A 16,798-nucleotide genomic window follows, 5' to 3' on the forward strand; every position below is an offset into this window, starting at 1 on the left:
CGCCGCCCACCGCCCCTCCGGCCTTATCGCGCCCACAACCCTGCGCGAGGGCGCCGAGAAACACAACCCGGTCTAAATCACCAACCTCTGACGGGGTACGCGCGCCCCCGGCCGCCCAGCCGGGCCGGGGGGCGCGCCACACCGGAGGGAACACCATGGCACTGCCTGCGAAAGGGCCCGCCACAGGCCCGGTCTCCACCCCGCCGGAGCACATCGAGGACGCCGTCACGTCCGTGCACCCGGTGGACGAAAGGCTCCACCCCTCGCGGCTCGTCCCCGCCGCGCTCCAGCACATCGCCGCCATGTACGCGGGCGTCGTCACTCCTCCGCTCATCATCGGCCAGGCCTGCGGGCTCGGCCTCGAGGCCCGCACCCGGCTCATCGCGGCCTCGCTGCTCATCGCCGGCGTCGCGACCCTGCTGCAGACCCTCGGCGTGAAGGGCTTCGTCGGCAACCGGCTGCCCTTCGTCAACGCGGCCTCCTCGGCCGGCATCGCCCCGATCCTCGCCATCGCCGAGACCAACTCCCCGGGCCACCAGCTCCCCGCCGTCTACGGCGCGGTGATGGTCGCGGGCGTCTTCTGCCTGGCCGTCGGCCCCTTCTTCGGACGACTGCTCAGGTTCTTCCCACCGCTGGTCACCGGCGTGGTCATCACCCTGATCGGCGTCACGCTGATGCCCGTCCCGGTGGGCTGGGCCCAGGGCGGTGACAAGACCGCCGCCGACTTCGGCTCGATGGGCAACCTCGCGCTCGCCGCCTTCACCCTCGGCGTCATCCTCGTGATGCAGCGCTTCGGCCGGGGCTTCCTCCAGCAGGTCGCCCTGCTCCTCGGCCTGCTGATCGGCACCCTGGCCGCCATCCCCTTCGGCATGGCCGACTTCAGCGCCCTGCGGACCGCACCGGTCGCCGCGCTGCCGACGCCCTTCGCCTTCGGCGCCCCCGAGTTCCAGCCCGCAGCCATCCTGTCGCTGTGCATCGTGATGCTGGTCCTGATGACCGAGTCCAGCGCCGGCATGCTCGCACTCGGCGAGATCTGCGACCGCCGCGCCGACGCCCGGGTCATCACCCGCGGCCTGCGCACCGACGGCCTCGCCACCCTGTTCGGCCCCGTCTTCGGCGGCTTCCCCACCTCCGCCTTCGCCCAGAACGTCGGCGTCGTCTCCCTGACCCGGGTCCGCAGCCGCTACGTCGTCGCCGTCGCCGGCGCCACCCTGCTGGTCCTCGGCGCCTTCCCGGTCCTCGGCGCGGTCGTCTCCCTGGTCCCCATGCCGGTCCTCGGCGGCGCGGGCATCGTCCTCTTCGGCTCCATCGCCGTCAGCGGCATCCGCACGCTGTCCGAGGCCGGACTGGACGACAGCTCCAACATCATCCTGGTCGCCGTCGCGCTCGGCGCGGGCATCATCCCGCTGGCCGCACCGACCTTCTACGCCGGCTTCCCGGCCTGGGCGCAGACCGTGCTCGGCTCCGGCATCAGCGCCGGAGCGATCGTCGCGGTCGTCCTCAACCTGTTCTTCCACCATCTCGGCACCCGGAGCGGCAGCACGGTTCCGGCACTCAAATCCTCCTAGGGTCCTGCCGTGCCCCCCTCGTGGGTACCCACCCAGCCCACGGGCCGCACCGACAGACAAGGAAGCAGCATGGCAGCAGCATCGCGGGCCGAGCGTACGGTCATCGAGAACTGCGCGATCGCCACCGTGGACGCGGACGACACCGAGTACGCCCTCGGACATGTGGTGATCGCCGGCAACCTGATCGAGTCCGTCGGCGCGGGACCGGCACCCGAGGGCCTGGAGAACGTGGTCCACCGGATCGACGCGACCGGCCACCTGGCCACGCCCGGTCTGGTCAACACCCACCACCACTTCTACCAGTGGATCACCCGGGGACTGGCCACCGACCACAACCTGTTCGACTGGCTGGTCGCGCTGTACCCGACCTGGGCGCGCATCGACGAGCCGATGGTCTACGCGGCGGCCCAGGGCTCGCTCGCGACGATGGCCCGCGGCGGCGTCACCACCGCCGTGGACCACCACTACGTCTATCCGCGGGGCTCCGGCGACCTGTCCGGCGCCATCGTCCGCGCCGCCCGCGAGACGGGCGTCCGCTTCACCCTAGCCCGCGGCTCCATGGACCGCGGCGAGTCGGACGGCGGGCTGCCGCCGGACTTCGCGGTGGAGAGCCTGGACGACGCGCTCGCCGCCACCGAGGCCACCGTCGAGGAGCACCACGACGCCTCCTTCGGCGCGATGACCCAGGTCGCGGTGGCCCCCTGCTCGCCCTTCTCCGTCTCCACCGAACTGATGCGCCGGGGCGCCGAACTGGCCCGCCGGCTCGGTGTGCGGCTGCACACCCACGGTTCGGAGACCGCGGAGGAGGAGAAGTTCTGCCACGAACTGTTCGGCATGGGCCCGACCGACTACTTCGAGTCCACGGGCTGGCTCGGTGCGGACGTGTGGATGGCGCACTGCGTCCACATGAACGACTCCGACATCGCCGCCTTCGCCCGCACGGGCACCGGCGTCGCCCACTGCCCCTCCTCCAACGCCCGCCTCGCCGCAGGCATCGCCCGCGTCCCCGACCTGCTCGCCGCCGGCGTCCCGGTCGGCCTCGGCGTCGACGGCACCGCCTCCAACGAGTCGGGCGAACTCCACACCGAACTGCGAGCCGCCCTGCTCATCAACCGCCTCGGTGCCCACCGCGAGGCCGCGCTGAACGCCCGCGAGGCGCTGCGTCTGGGCACCTACGGCGGCGCCCGGGTCCTCGGCCGCGCCGCCGAGACCGGCTCCCTGGAGGCGGGCAAGCTCGCCGACCTGGTGCTGTGGCGGATGGACACCCTGGCCCACTCCTCGATCGCCGACCCGGTGACCGCCCTGGTCCTCGGAGCCCCGGCACCGGTCACCGCGTCGTTCGTGAACGGCCGCCGGATCGTCGAGGACGGCAGGCTGCTCACCGTCGACGAGGACGCCGTCGCCCGCTCCACGCGGGACGAGGCGAGGCGCCTCGCGCGGATCGCCGCGCGGGGCTGAGCACCGTACGACCGAACACCCCATGATCTCCGGCGAGAGGGACGGCTCCCGCCGGTAGCCGTGGACCCGAGCGGGGTCCACGGTGGCCGTCTCCGGGGTGCGCGCACCCGCGCGCGCCCCGGAACGGTGCCGTTCTCCCCCGACGGACCGTCCCGGTCCCTCCCCCCTCCTCGGCACCGTCCGAGCAGGAGGTACCGCTGCCCACCCGCACCACCTCCCTGACACCCACGTCAGAGTCGACGTGTACCCGACCGGAGGGACGCCGCCGTGGCCGACCACCCTGTTGACGAGAAACTCCCGCCACTGAAGATGGCGACGACCGGCCTGCAGCACGTGGCCGCCATGTACGCCGGAGTCGTCGCCCCGCCCCTGATCGTCGGCGCGGCCATCGGCCTGAGCGCCACCGAGCTCACCTTCCTCACCGGCGCCTGCCTGTTCACCGCGGGCCTCGCCACCTTCCTGCAGACCCTCGGCATCTGGAAGATCGGAGCCCGCCTCCCGTTCGTCAACGGCGTCACCTTCGCCGGTGTCGCCCCCATGACCGCCGTCGTGGCCTCCACCGAGGACAAGTCCGACGCCCTGCCGATCATCTTCGGCGCGGTCATCGTCGCCGGCCTGCTCGGCTTCCTGGCCGCCCCCGTCTTCTGCAAAGCGATCCGCTTCTTCCCGCCGGTCGTCACCGGCACGGTGATCACCCTCATCGGCATATCCCTGCTCCCGGTCGCCTTCGGCTGGGCGCAGGGCCCCAGTCCCACGGCCGGCGACTACGGCTCGTCGACCAACCTGGGCCTGGCGGCGATCACGCTCGTCATCGTCCTGCTCCTGCGCCGCTTCACCCGCGGTTTCGTCAAGCAGATCGCGGTGCTGCTCGGCCTGGTCGCGGGCACGCTCATCGCGATCCCGTTCGGCGTCACGGACTTCGGGCCGGTCGCCGACGCGGACGTCGTCGGCTTCCCGACGCCGTTCCACTTCGGCGCCCCGCAGTTCCAGATCGCCGCGATCCTGTCCATGTGCGTGGTGATGGTGGTCTCGATGACCGAGTCCACCGCCGACATGCTCGCCCTGGGCGAGATCGTGGAGCGCCCGGCCGACGAGAAGACCATCGCGGCCGGTCTGCGCGCCGACACCCTCGGCTCGGCCCTCAGCCCGGTCTTCAACGGCTTCATGTGCAGCGCTTTCGCGCAGAACATCGGCCTCGTCGCGATGACGAAGATCCGCAGCCGCTTCGTCGTGGCCGCGGGCGGCGGCTTCCTGGTCCTGATGGGCCTGTGTCCGATGGCCGCCTCGCTGATCGCCGTCGTTCCCCGGCCGGTGCTGGGCGGTGCCGGCGTGGTCCTGTTCGGCTCGGTCGCGGCGAGCGGCATCCAGACCCTGGTCCGGGCGAGCCTGGACAAGGACAACAACGTCCTGATCGTGGCCGTCTCCCTGGCCGTCGGCATCATCCCGATCGCGGCGCCGGAGTTCTACCACGCGTTCCCGGAGAACGCGAAGATCATCCTGGACTCGGGCATCTCGACGGGCTGTCTGGCCGCCGTCCTGCTCAACCTGGTCTTCAACCACATCGGCGGCAGTGGCCGGGACGCGGAGGACGTGACCCACCCGATGGAGGCGGGGGAGGAGATCAGCGAAACGTCCCGCACCGCCGTCGCACCGTGACGGCGGCACCCGGTGCGCCCGGGGCGTTAACGGGGGCCGGCGCCTCGAGGAGAGGCGCCGGCCCTCACCGCGTGCTACAGGCCGAACAGCTCCGGCTGGGCCGCGAGTTCCTTGAACCGCTGCCGCGGGTCGGCCACCAGCCGGCGCTCGCGCAGGTCCATGAGCCCGCCGACCGCCTCGATCTCGGCCGCCACGGTGCCGTCGGCCTTGCGGACGGTCTGCCGGATCCGGAACGTCTTGCCCTCGCCCCACTCGAAGACGCAGGTCACCGCGACCTCGTCACCGGCGAGCAGCTCCCGCCGGAAGCGGATCGTCGTCTCCAGGGCCACGGGCCCGACTCCCCGGGCCACCAGGTCGGCCTGGCGGACACCGGCGGCCTGGAGCAGCGACCACCGGGCGTGCTCGGCGTAGTTGAGGTACACGGCCTGGTTCAGATGCCCCTGCGTGTCGGTCTCGTAGCCGCGGACGGTCACCGGAACGGAAAACGGCTCGCTCACCACGCCTGCCTCTCCTCGTGGACGTACTGACCGGACGATCCTGGCACGGGCGTCACACCTTCCGCGGAGAGGCCAGCAGATAACGGGTCCGGCCGCGGGGCTCGGTGTGCTCCCCGGTCTGCCAGCCCGCCGCCTCCAGCGTCGCCGCGCAGGCGCCCAGCTCGGTGCCGTCGGCCGCGTGGACGGCGACGGCCTCCGGCTGCGGTGTCGCGCGCACCCGGTACCCGTCGTCGCCGCCGGGACCCGCGGGACGGTGTCCCGCCGCCTCCAGCGCCAGCGCGGCGGCCCGCACCAGATGCGTCCGCTCCCACCCGCACGGCCGGTCCACGGCCCCGTCCGGAAGCGTCATCCGGCGCAGCTCCAGCAGGCCCTCCCAGGCCCCCCGTACCTCGCGCAGGCGCGCCGGCCCGGCGTCGAGCGGCCCGTCCTCCTCGCCCCCCACCCGCGCGGCGAACACGCCGTCGGCGGCAGCGGGGGCGGCGGGCTCCGGAGCCGGTGCCGTCGCCGGCTCGGCGGGCGCCTCCCGTATCCGGTGCCCGGCCGGGGTGAGGAAGCAGTCGTGCGGAGGGCGCGGGTGCCGGAAGGCGAGTCCCCGCTTCACCAGCGCCGCGAGCTGCGTCTGCGTGCCCCGCAGCCGTCCGGTGACCGGGTCGGCGGCGTCGATGACACGACGCTGCGCGGCGGTCGGCGGTCGTGTCACGGCATCCCCCTCTCCTCACCGGCGGCACCTTCGAAGACTACGACGGGGGTCTGACATTCCACGCGGCGATCACCGGCCGCCCGTGCTCCGTTCCCAGCCGGCACAGGGTGCCCGTACCCAGCTGGAACAGTGCCCCGTGGGACGCCGGGAGCCCCAGGTGCCGCGCGGTGAGCACCCGCAGGAAGTGCCCGTGCGCCACCAGTACCACGCACCCCTCGGTGTCGGCGAACGCGGCGTCCACCCTGGCCAGCACCCGGTCGGCCCGCTCACCGACCTGCTCGGGCGTTTCGCCGGGGTGGTCCGCCGGCCCGGGAGTGACGCCGTCCGTGAACAGGAACCAGTCCGGCCGGGTCCGCTGGATCTCGACCGTGGTGATCCCCTCGTAGCCGCCGTAGTCCCACTCGTGCAGGTCGGGGTCGACGCGCACGCCGTGCAGCCCGATCAGCTCGGCCGTCTCGCGCGCCCGCTGGGAGGGGCTGACGAACGCGGCCCCGATGCGGTGCGACCGGATCAGCGGCACGAGACCGCGCGCCTGCTTCCGTCCGTTCTCGGTCAGCGGCACGTCCGTCAGCCCGGTGTGCCGCCCGGACCGAGACCACTCGGTCTCGCCGTGCCGGACCAGAAAAAGATCACCCATGGACACCGATCCTTCCCACGATGCTCGTCAGCACGGTGTCACACGTGTGCCGCGACCGGCGGAACCGACTCGTTCACACGTACGCGTTCCAGGCGGATCCGGCGCCTGATGCGCGGTCATTCCGGTGCAGGACGCACGAGTTGGCCCGGCGTTGTGATCATGAACACGTGTGGTCGGCCGCTACTGGCGGTACCCGCTCAGGAAGCGCCCGATCCGGCCGATCGCCGCCTCGAGGTCGTCCGCGTACGGCAGGGTCAGGATGCGGAAGTGGTCGGGGGAGGGCCAGTTGAAGCCGGTGCCCTGGACCACCTGGATCTTCTCGCGCAGCAGCAGGTCCAGGACGAACCTCTCGTCGTCGTGGATGCGGTGCACCTTCGGGTCGATGCGCGGGAACGCGTACAGCGCGCCCCTGGGCTTCACGCACGAGACGCCGGGGATCTCGTTCAGCTTCTCCCAGGCCACGTCGCGCTGTTCGCGCAGCCGCCCGCCCGGCGCGGTCAGCTCACGGATGGACTGGCGGCCGCCGAGCGCGGCCTGGATGGCGTACTGGGCGGGCGCGTTGGCGCACAGGCGCATGGAGGCCAGCATGGTCAGGCCCTCCAGGTAGTCCCGCGCGTGCTGCCGCGGTCCCGTGACCACCAGCCAGCCGGAGCGGAAGCCCGCCACCCGGTACGTCTTGGACAGGCCGCAGAAGGTGAGGACCACCAGGTCGGGGGCGAGGGCGGCGGCCGAGTGGTGGACGGCGTCGTCGTACAGGATCTGGTCGTAGATCTCGTCGGCGAAGACCATCAGGCCGTGGCGCCGGGCGAGGTCGAGGATGCCCTCGACGATCTCCTTGGGGTAGACGGCCCCGGTCGGGTTGTTCGGGTTGATGACGACGACCGCCTTGGTGCGGTCGGTGATCTTCGACTCCATGTCGGCCAGGTCCGGGTACCACTCGGCCTGCTCGTCGCACAGGTAGTGGACGGCCTTGCCGTCGGCGAGGGTCGTCACCGCCGTCCAGAGGGGGAAGTCGGGGGCGGGGATCAGGACCTCGTCGCCGTCCTCCAGCAGGGCCTGCACGGCCATGGAGACCAGTTCGGAGACGCCGTTGCCGAGGAACACGTCGTCCACGCCGACCTCGAGGCCGAGGGCCTGGTAGCGCTGGGCGACGGCGCGCCGGGCGGAGAGGACGCCGCGCGAGTCCGTGTAGCCGTGTGCCTGCGGCAGCATCCGGATCATGTCCTGGAGGATCTCCTCCGGCGCCTCGAAGCCGAACAGGGCCGGGTTGCCGGTGTTCAGCCGCAGCACGCTGTGGCCCGCCTCCTCCAGGGCGTTGGCGTGCTCGATCACCGGGCCGCGGATCTCGTAGCAGACCTCGCTGAGCTTGTTCGACTGCCGGAACTCCATGCGCCGATTCCCCTCCGGTATCTGGTGTTGCTTGGTTTTACCAAGTGTGAGCTTGGAAAGTCCAACAACGTGTCTACACTGCGTCGCATGTCACCTCGCCGAAGCTACGACCAGTACTGCTCCGCCGCCCGCGCGCTCGACGCCGTCGGCGACCGCTGGACCCTGCTGATCGTCCGGGAGCTCCTCGCCGGTCCGCGGCGCTACACCGACCTGCACGCCGACCTGCCCGGCGTCAGCACGGACGTACTGGCCTCGCGGCTGAAGGACATGGAGCGCGAAGGACTGACCACCCGTCGCCGGCTGCCGCCGCCCGGAGCGGCGTACGTGTACGAACTCACGTTCAGGGGGCGGGAGTTGCTGCCCGTCCTGGAGGCGCTCGGGGCGTGGGGCGCCGGTGAGCTGGGGGAGCGGCGGCCCACGGACGCGGTGCGGGCCCACTGGTTCGCGCTGCCCCTGCTGCGGGCCCTGCGGGCGGCGGGAGCGGCGCAGGGGCTTGTCGAGGTCCGGCTGGAGGAGGGCGACTTCCATCTGTACGCCGGTGCGGACGAGGGCCCGGTCTACGGCGACGGACCCGCGCCGGGCGAGCCCGACGCCCGGCTGGGCATGGACGCCGGGACGTGCGCGGCCCTCAGCCGCGGGGAGCTGGATCTGCGGGACGCGGTGCGGGACGGGCGCGTCGAGGTGACCGGCGACGGCGCGGCGGCCAAGGCCCTCGGGGAGGGGTGAAACGGCAGGAGGCCCGCCGGGGGCGGGCCTCCTGACCGGGTCTCAGGCGCCCGGCGGCACCCGCGAGGGGCGTCCCGAGCCGCGCGTCAGCGCGTAGCCGCCGATGCCCGCCAGCGCGGCCAGCACGGCGCCGATGCCGGTCCACACCCACCGGTCGGACCACCAGCCCGACGACCAGCCGTCCTCGGGCTCGATCGCGGACAGCACGGCGCCGCGCCCGGAGTCGTCGTCCTGCCCGGACTTCACCGCGACGCCCGGCACCAGCGGCTCGGCCAGCGAGCCGTCCACGGCCGCCGCCCCGCCCATGTCACGGGAGTCGACCCGGACCTCGGCGCCGACCGGTATGCCGAGGTCGGACGTCGGCAGGTTCACCACCGTCAGCCGGACGTAGTACGTGCCCGGCAGCGGGTCGTTGGCCCACGCCTCGGACCAGGCGCGGACCGTGCGCAGCACGCAGGCCAGCTCCACGGAGGGGGTGCCCTCGGCCGCCGTGCGCGTCTGCGCGCCCCACTGGCAGGCCTGGCGGCGGCGCAGACCGTCGTACACGTCGATCCGCCAGGTCTCGGCGGCGTGCTTCTGGGGCAGCTTCACCGTGGCCTTCACGGTCGGCCGCTGTTCCGCGTCCGCCGGGAACGACCAGTACAGGTAGTCGCCCGCGGAGCCGCTCGCCGTGGCCCGCTGTCCCTGCTCGATCTCCGTCGCCGTGCGGAAGGACGTGCCCGCCGAACTCGGCGCGCCGCCGTCGCCCGACGGGCTCGCGGAGGGCGAGGAGTCGGCCGCCGCGGGCGCCGCGGCGAGGCCGAGCAGCAGCAGGCCGGCGCTCAACGCTCGGGTGATACGCATCAGTGGGTCCTCCAGACCGCGAACCGCCAGCGCGACAGCCAGCCCCACAGCAGACCGGCGAGGAAGCCGACGAGCACCAGTACGCCCAGCAGCCACCAACCGCGCCCGAGGCCGAAGGCGGCCACGTCGGCGGCCTGGTTCGGGCCGTCCACGACGTCGACCGTCAGCTCCAGCGGCAGACCCGGAGTGGTCTTCACGCCGGGCGCGACGGAGAAGGAGTTGGTGACCTGGAGGCACACGGTCTCCGCGGCCGGCTTGTCCGTGTCCGCGTCGTCGATCTCCGGCTTCGGGTAGCGCAGACCGGTCGAGACCACGTCCGTACGGCCGTTGTCCGCCGCCTCGCCGCGCACGATCTCCCGGCCGTGCACGGTGACCGCCCGCAGCAGCACGCCGTAGGACGGATTCACGGCCCGGTCGGCGGACACGCTCACCGAGGCGCGCAGCTCCTCGCCGGGCAGCACGTCCACCCGGTACCAGCGCTGCTTGCCGAACTCCTCGCGGTCGGTGTACAGCCCCGACTTCAGCGCGGGGGCCTTCGCGCACGCGTCGGCGCCCTCGACGGCGACCGGGGTCACCACCGGGTCGGCCGCGCGATCCACCAGCTGGTTCACCTTGTCGGTGAGTTCGTCGGTGTGCTCCACCGAGGTGTAGGTGCCGCCCGTCGCCTCGGCGATGCAGCTCAGCTGCTGCCGCATCTTGGCGTTGGGGACCAGGCCGAGCGTGTCGATGGTCAGCCCGATGCCCTTGGACGAGATCTCGCGGGCCACCTCGCACGGGTCGAGCGGGGCGCAGGTGTCCTCGCCGTCGCTGATCAGCACGATCCGCTTGGAGCCGGTCCCGCCGTCGAGGTCGCCGGCGGCCTTGAGCAGCGCGGGTCCGATGGGCGTCCAGCCGGTGGGCGACAGGGTCGCCACCGCGGTCTTGGCCTCGGTGCGGTCCAGCGGGCCGACCGGGTAGAGCTGCGCGGTGTCCTTGCAGCCGGTCGCGCGGTCGTCGCCCGGGTAGTCGGCGCCCAGCGTCCGGATGCCGAGCTGCACCTCCTCGGGCGTCGCGTCGAGCACCTCGTTGAACGCCTGCTTCGCCGCGGCCATCCGCGTGCCGCCGTCGATGTCCCGGGTCCGCATCGACCCGCTGACGTCGAGCACGAGATCGACCTTCGGCGCGTCCTCGCCCGTGGGTTCACCGGCGGCCGCACCGGCCGGCAGGGCGATCCCGGCCGTCAGTGCGGCGAGCAGAGCGCACACGCCCGCCGCCAGCCGTTTTCTTGTGATCATCGGCGGATCCTATTGACCGCGACTGCCGTGCTCCAAAACGAGACCGCCCGGACGCCGCAACGTCACCTGGCAGAAAGGGGATTGGGCAGCTCCGTCCACAAGTCGCCCTCCGTGACGGGCGACATGCGCATCAGCGTCAGCGCCTTCACCGGCAGCGGTTCCTCACGCAGCGCCACGAGGTCCGGCGTGGACGGAAGTTCGCCGACGGCCGAGTCCAGGGCCGCGCCCAGCACCGCCCCCGAGCCCGCCGCCCCCGCGAGAGCGCCTGCGACCAGCGAGCCGAACAGCTTGCGGCGCAGGGCGGCCGGATCGTCGGTGAGCATGCGCGCGGGCAGGTCCGGGGCCGCCAGGCCGTGCCGGGCGAGCCGGGCCGGGCTGACCCGGATGTCGGCCAGGTCGCGGTAGACCAGGCGAAGCGGCTCGCCCGACGCGGAGAGCACCACGAGCAGGTTCTGACCGTGCGCCTCCAGCGCCACGCCCAGCTCGAGCAGACCCAGCCCGACGGTGAGGCAGAGGCGCGCGAAGCCGGCCAGCCACGCGGCGGACCGCGGCAGCCCGGTGGCCGCCAGCGCCGCCACCGGGACGACGTGCTCGCCGGCCGCCGCGTACGCGCCGGGCGGCTCGCGCAGGACGGCGGCCAGGTCGGGGGAGTGCGCGGTGGCCGCGCCCAGGGTGCGGGTGACGTCCAGCAGCCCGTCCGTGCGCCCCGCCACCGCCCGGCCGAACGCCGACAGGGTCTCCGACGCGGCGACCGAGGCGACGGAGATGTCCCGGACCGAGGACGTCAGCCGTGCGCTCACCGCCGTCTTGACGTGCGGACCGCCGGGCACCGCGAGCGTGCGCAGGGACATCAGCGGATGCGCGGGAAGCGTCGCCTCGCCCGGCCGTTTCAGCACGTGGGCGGCCTGCCACGGATGCACCGGGATCAGCAGCCGCCCCCCGTCCCGGAGCTCCGGCGGCCACACCCCCGTCACCAGGCACCCGGCCGCCGGGACGGGAATCAGCCCGAGCTCCACGACCGGGCCGTGCTCGGGCCCGTAGGCGAGCTGCTCGGCCACCGAGAAACCCGGCCGGGACCGGCAGGCGGGGTGGAACGGATGACCGTCGACCACCCGCTGCTCCCAGCCCCAGTCGCTCTCCGGCCACTCGTCCGGGTGATCCTGCCCGGCCCGCGACAGGGCCGTGGACGCGACACTGTGCCCGAGTTCGGCGGCGAAACCCGCCGAGTGCGGCACGGCGAGGTCCGTCACCAGCCGCGCGGGGTCGTCGTACGGGGTCCCGCCGAGCCGCACCGAGGTGACGTACGCGTCGGTGCGGTACGGGTCGGCGGCCGGGCCGCGCAGCCGCCTGCCGTCCCCGAGGCGCAGCACGAGGCCGCCCCGCGCGGACTCCCGGCCGGTGATCCACGGCAGCGGCTCGTGGGCGAGCGCCCGCCACAGCCGGGTCAGCACGGCCGCGCGGGCGCCGGGCAGCTCGGCCCGGTACCGGGGGACGAGACCGGGCCGGACGACGGCCAGTTCGTCGGCGACCTCGGCCTCGGCGGTGGCGGGACGGTGCACGGGCGGGCTCCTCGGGTACGGGACGGGTACGCGGGCGGGACGAGCGGGACGTCACGGCGATCGGACCACGGCAGACATACTGATCGTCCCCGCCCTCTGACAGACCGTAGGGAACGAGTGGAACGCGTGGATCTCCTGCCCCCGTCCTCCGGCGCGGACGCCGCCTCGCCGGACGGCGTCGCGGAACGTGCCGACGCCCACGCGGCGGTGCCGTTGCTGAACTGCCTGCTGCGGGAGGTGGCCGAACCGGGCCCGGCCTCCGGCGACCGGCCGGTGTACCGGCTGCCCGGCGGCCGGCTGCTCCGGGTCCGCGGCGGCCGGCGCCCCGCCGAGCCGGAGGTGCGCGCGGCGGACGGCTGGCACCGCGTCGGCCACGCCGAACTGGTGAGACTCGTCGCCGAGGAACTGCGCCGCCACACCGGCCTGCCCAACCACGAACTGCCCACCGAGATGACCGACAGCCGGGACGCGGTCGCCGCGCTGCTGACCGCCCGCGCCGGGGCGGCCCCGCCCGACGACCCGTACCTGCGCTCGGAGCAGTCCCTGCTCACCGGCCACACCCACCACCCCGCCCCCAAGGCGCGCGGCGGCGGCCCGCACTCCGGCTGGCTCCCCTACGCGCCGGAGGCCCACGCCCGTTTCCCGCTGGCCCTGCTCGCCGTGCGGGCCGACTCGGTGGTCGAGGAGGGCGACACCAGCGCCCTGGACGCCCTCGGAGCGGCCCCGCCCGGGTACCGGCTGCTGCCCGCCCACCCCTGGCAGCTCGGCCTGACGGCGACGGCCCTCGCCCCGGCCTTCGCCGACGGACGGCTGCTCAGGCTGGGCACGACCCCGTTCCCGGTGTGGCCGACGGCCGCGGTCCGCACGGTGTACGCGCCCGAGTACCCGCCGGGTGGGGACCTGTTCCTGAAGTTCAGCCTCGACGTGCGCATCACCAACGACATCCGCCGCCTGTGGCGCCACGACCTGCTGAACCTGCGCCGCACCGACACGGCCGTCACGGAGGCCTTCGCGTCGGTCGGTCCGCCGGCGGCCTGGCTCTCCGACCGCGGCTACCGCACCGCCGACTTCGCCTTCGAGGAACTCGCCGTCGTGGTCCGCGACGGGCTGCGCACCGGCCTGCTGCCCGGTGCGACCCCGCTGCTCGCCGCGGCCCTCGCGGAGGGCTTCCCCGGCAGCCCCCTGGCGGCCGCGCCGGACCCCGCGGCCTGGTGGGAGGGGTACCTCGACGCCGTCGTCCCGCCCGTCCTGACCGCCTTCGCCGACGACGGCGTCGTCCTGGAGGCGCACCTGCAGAACACGCTGGTCGCCGTGGACGCCGGCGGCACCCCGGTGCAGGCCCTGTTCCGGGACGCGGAGGGCGTCAAACTCCTCCCGGACATCCCCCGCGCGGCCGGCTGGGAGCGGCTGGTGTACTGCCTGGTCGTCAACCACCTGCTGGAGATCGCCGGCGCCCTCGCCGAGCACCACCCGGGCCTCGACCCGCGGCCCGCCCTGCGCGCCGCCCTCGCCCGCCACGACCTGCCCGAGATCCCGGCGCTGCTCACCGCCCCGGCCCTCCCCGCCAAGACGAACCTCCTGCTGCGCTGGACCAACGCGGACGGCGCCGCCGCGCGCTACCGTCCGCTGCCGAATCCGCTGCTGCCCGGGGCGTGAGACCCGGCGCAGTCCGGGAATCCCGCGCGCGGCCGGTACGGCGCCGTGTCCGCACGCACCTCGGCGTCGCCGCCGTCGGGGTCAGGCCGGGCAGCCTGAGTCCGCGAGGACGTAGTAGCCGGGAGCGGTCTGCTCCAGGGTGTGCGTGGTGAACGTGTTCCACAGCCCCATGGACTGCCCGGAGCCGTCGGCATAGGTGAGGCCGCCGCTCTGGTGGGCGCGCCCGGCGGTCGTGTGGCCGTAGTTGCTCGCCGTGTGACAGGAGGGCGTGTACCCGGTGGTGGTCGCGCTCACCGGCGGGGAGGCCGCACCCGTCGCGCCCGCGGCGTCGACGGCCGCCACGGTGTAGCGGTGGGCCGTACCGGCGGCGAGACCGGTGTCGGTGTACCCGGCCGACGTGGTGGTGCCCACCGTCGTCCCGTCGCGCCGGACGGCGTAGGACTTCGCGTCGGCGACCGGCTGCCAGCCGAGGGTGACCGTGGTGTCGGAGACCGCGGTGACCGTGAGTCCGGTGGGCGCGGGCAGGGTGCCCGTGTCCGGGGCGCCGCCGTCGAGGCCCCAGAAGCGGGCGGTGTGGTAGCTGGAGCAGATGGTGTCGAGGTAGTAGGTGCCCGTGCTGCCGCACTGTTCCGGGCCGGTGCCCGGATCGACGGCGAGTCCGTGGGCCATGCCGGAGACGGAGTAGACCTCGACGGCGGGCCGTCCGGCGGGGTCGTCGTAGACGCTCAGCGTGGTGCCCCCGCCCAGGCTCTCGGTGCGGGAGGGCGTCTGGCCGGTGCCCCACACGTCGGTCCACTGGTCGCGCAGTTCGGTGGCGTTGGCGGGGCGGACGGTGGTGTCGGCGGTGCCCTGCCAGATCGCCACCCGGGGCCAGGCGGCCGTGCCGGCGGGGGCGGCTGAGCGCACCAGGTCGCCCCACTGCGCCGGAGTCCTGTCCGGTGGGCTGTACATGCAGGTGTACGCGCTGGAGACGCTGTTCGCGCAGTACGCGGGCAGGCCCGAGTCCACGGCGCCGCCGGCGAACACGTCGGGGTAGGCGGCGAGCATGTTCGCGGTCATGCCCCCGCCGGCGGACAGGCCGGTGATGTACACGCGCCGGCTGTCACCGGCGTACAGCGAGAGGGCCTTGTCGACCATCTGCCTGATCGACAGGGCCTCGCCCCGCCCCCGCGCGCTGTCGCCCGGCTCGAACCAGTTGAAGCACGAGTTGGCGTTGTTGCCGCTGCTCGTCTGCGGGAGGACCAGCGCGAATCCGTAGCGGTCGGCGACCTCCGGCCAGCCGGAGTGCGTGTAGTAGTCGTTCGCGCTCTGCGTGCAGCCGTGCAGGGCCACCACCAGCGGGGCGCCGGCCGGCAGCCCGTCGGGCGCGTAGGTGTACATGGACAGGGCGCCGGGATTGGTACCGAAGCCGGTGACCTGGGTCAGGCCCCCTGCGGCGGACGCGTTCGGTCCCACGGCGAGCAGACCGCCCGCGAGGACCAGGACGGTTCCGGCCACGGCGGCGAACCGGCGGCGGACACGAGCGGCGAAGCGGCGGCCCTTCGTGCGGCGGGCCGGAGGATGTGACTGCCCCATGACGACTGCCTCCTCGGGGATGACCCCGTCCGGCGCCGCTGCCGGCCGCGGACGGGACGCGGTGTGCCGTGCATCATGCGGGCACGCTCGGCGGCGGTGACATGGGGGAGGCGGCCAGGCTTGCGGTGACCCCTGTGTGACGGGCGTCCATGGCCGGTGCGCGGCCGGCCGTGTATGGCGGGACGGCCCGGGCCCGGCCGGGAGCCGTGGGGGCGCCGGGCACTCCGTGCCGGCCGGCACCCCGGTTACCCTGGTCCCTTCATGCCGGAGGCCGCGACGGGCGGCGGACCGGCGCGGAGCTCCCAGGGACGGCAGGGCGAAGAGATGCTGCGGGCAGGGAAATGCTGACAGAGGTCACCGCGACCCGCTACCTCGAGCCCCTGCACACCGGCGGCTCCGTCCCCGGCGTCGTCGAGGCCGACGACCTAGGCACCTACGTCGTGAAGTTCACCGGCTCCGCGCAGGGACGCAAGGCGCTGGTCGCCGAGGTGATCGTCGGCAGGCTGGCGCGGGCGCTGGGACTGCGCGTGCCCGAGCTGGTCGCCGTCCACTTCGACCCGTCGCTCGCCGCCGGGGAGCCGCACCAGGAGGTGCGGGACCTGCTGAACGCCAGCGCGGGACTCAACCTCGGCATGGACTACCTGCCGGGCGCCGCGGACTTCACGCCCGAGGTCGCCAGGACGTTCCCGGTGGACCCGGCGGAGGCCGGGCGCATCGTCTGGCTGGACGCCCTCACGGCCAACGTCGACCGGACGGTGCACAGTTCCAACCTCATGGTGTGGCCGACCTTCGGCGCCGTGCCCCCGCGCCTGTGGCTCATCGACCACGGCGCGGCCCTGGTCTTCCACCACCGCTGGGACACCTCCGCGCCGGAGAAGGCGTACGACTTCCGCCACCACGCCCTCGGCCACAGCACGCCCGACGTCCGGGCCGCCGACGCCGAGCTCGCGCCGAAGGTGACCGACGAGCTGCTGCGCGCGGTCGTCGCCGAGGTGCCGGACGCCTGGCTGACGGGGGAGCCCGGCTTCGCCGGCCCGGACGAGCTGCGGGCGGCCTACGCGGACTACCTCTCGGCGCGCGTGAAGGCGTCCGCGCGGTGGCTGCCGACCGACTTCCCCAGCCGGGAGGAGCTGGCCGCCGAGGAGGAGCGGCGGGCGGCGCGCAGCCGGCGTGGCCGCCCCGCCTGGCTCAAGCAGGTCCCCGACCTGCACGGCAGACCGCCCGCGGAGCAGGACTGGTCCGTGCACCTGGAGTGACCCG

Annotated in this window: 14 protein-coding genes; 6 read left to right on the plus strand and 8 right to left on the minus strand. The window is 73.8% G+C overall.

Annotated elements, in window-relative coordinates; genetic code table 11:
* The first annotated feature begins 155 nt into the window (after positions 1–155).
* The 3 genes from ACFWJB_RS12560 (at position 156) to ACFWJB_RS12570 (ending at position 4,682) form a co-directional block, all read left to right on the plus strand.
* On the plus strand, positions 156–1,568 hold the full coding sequence (locus tag ACFWJB_RS12560) for a nucleobase:cation symporter-2 family protein (protein ID WP_385463233.1): 1,413 nt from the start codon (positions 156–158) through the stop codon (positions 1,566–1,568).
* Positions 1,569–1,637: 69 nt separating this feature from the next.
* Positions 1,638–3,026 (plus strand): 8-oxoguanine deaminase, encoded by a 1,389-nt coding sequence (locus tag ACFWJB_RS12565; protein ID WP_386922035.1) that lies wholly within the window; start codon positions 1,638–1,640, stop codon positions 3,024–3,026.
* Positions 3,027–3,293: 267 nt separating this feature from the next.
* On the plus strand, positions 3,294–4,682 hold the full coding sequence (locus tag ACFWJB_RS12570) for a nucleobase:cation symporter-2 family protein (protein WP_385463226.1): 1,389 nt from the start codon (positions 3,294–3,296) through the stop codon (positions 4,680–4,682).
* A gap of 74 nt (positions 4,683–4,756) precedes the next feature.
* Here the strand turns inward: ACFWJB_RS12570 and ACFWJB_RS12575 are convergent, their stop codons facing one another.
* The 4 genes from ACFWJB_RS12575 to ACFWJB_RS12590 form a co-directional block, all read right to left on the minus strand.
* Positions 4,757–5,179 carry an acyl-CoA thioesterase gene (locus ACFWJB_RS12575; RefSeq protein ID WP_385463223.1) on the minus strand — a complete coding sequence of 141 codons (423 nt, stop codon included), beginning with the start codon at positions 5,177–5,179 and terminating at the stop codon, positions 4,757–4,759.
* Positions 5,180–5,231: 52 nt separating this feature from the next.
* Complete coding sequence (locus ACFWJB_RS12580; protein WP_385463220.1) at positions 5,232–5,879, minus strand: hypothetical protein; 648 nt, start codon at positions 5,877–5,879, stop codon at positions 5,232–5,234.
* Between the two features lie 37 nt (positions 5,880–5,916).
* Positions 5,917–6,516, minus strand: a complete 600-nt coding sequence (locus tag ACFWJB_RS12585; protein ID WP_385463217.1) for a histidine phosphatase family protein — start codon at positions 6,514–6,516, stop codon at positions 5,917–5,919.
* 180 nt (positions 6,517–6,696) lie between these two features.
* Positions 6,697–7,905, minus strand: a complete 1,209-nt coding sequence (locus ACFWJB_RS12590) for a pyridoxal phosphate-dependent aminotransferase (RefSeq protein ID WP_386922038.1) — start codon at positions 7,903–7,905, stop codon at positions 6,697–6,699.
* An 87-nt stretch (positions 7,906–7,992) separates the two neighbouring features.
* Between ACFWJB_RS12590 and ACFWJB_RS12595 the strand changes: the two genes are divergently transcribed.
* Positions 7,993–8,631, plus strand: coding sequence for a winged helix-turn-helix transcriptional regulator (locus ACFWJB_RS12595; RefSeq protein ID WP_386922040.1), 639 nt, complete (start codon positions 7,993–7,995; stop codon positions 8,629–8,631).
* Between the two features lie 42 nt (positions 8,632–8,673).
* Here the strand turns inward: ACFWJB_RS12595 and ACFWJB_RS12600 are convergent, their stop codons facing one another.
* From ACFWJB_RS12600 to ACFWJB_RS12610, 3 genes are all read right to left on the minus strand, one after another.
* Entirely contained in the window at positions 8,674–9,474 is an 801-nt protein-coding gene (locus tag ACFWJB_RS12600; RefSeq protein WP_386922042.1) for a hypothetical protein, read from the minus strand.
* Positions 9,474–10,748 (minus strand): vWA domain-containing protein, encoded by a 1,275-nt coding sequence (locus ACFWJB_RS12605; protein WP_385463205.1) that lies wholly within the window; start codon positions 10,746–10,748, stop codon positions 9,474–9,476. Before ACFWJB_RS12605 ends, ACFWJB_RS12600 begins: the two co-directional genes overlap by 1 nt.
* A gap of 62 nt (positions 10,749–10,810) precedes the next feature.
* Positions 10,811–12,307, minus strand: coding sequence for an IucA/IucC family protein (locus tag ACFWJB_RS12610; protein ID WP_386922044.1), 1,497 nt, complete (start codon positions 12,305–12,307; stop codon positions 10,811–10,813).
* 117 nt (positions 12,308–12,424) lie between these two features.
* Here ACFWJB_RS12610 and ACFWJB_RS12615 point away from each other — a divergent pair, with 117 nt between their 5' ends.
* Positions 12,425–13,963, plus strand: a complete 1,539-nt coding sequence (locus ACFWJB_RS12615; protein ID WP_386922046.1) for an IucA/IucC family protein — start codon at positions 12,425–12,427, stop codon at positions 13,961–13,963.
* 81 nt (positions 13,964–14,044) lie between these two features.
* Here the strand turns inward: ACFWJB_RS12615 and ACFWJB_RS12620 are convergent, their stop codons facing one another.
* Positions 14,045–15,538 (minus strand): PHB depolymerase family esterase, encoded by a 1,494-nt coding sequence (locus ACFWJB_RS12620; protein WP_386922048.1) that lies wholly within the window; start codon positions 15,536–15,538, stop codon positions 14,045–14,047.
* Positions 15,539–15,879: 341 nt separating this feature from the next.
* On the opposite strand from ACFWJB_RS12620, the gene ACFWJB_RS12625 reads away from it, so the two are divergent.
* Complete coding sequence (locus ACFWJB_RS12625) at positions 15,880–16,794, plus strand: HipA family kinase (RefSeq protein ID WP_385463193.1); 915 nt, start codon at positions 15,880–15,882, stop codon at positions 16,792–16,794.
* Positions 16,795–16,798: the final 4 nt, after the last annotated feature.

The organism is Streptomyces sp. NPDC127100 (genome assembly GCF_042724095.1).
Lineage (GTDB): Bacteria > Actinomycetota > Actinomycetes > Streptomycetales > Streptomycetaceae > Streptomyces.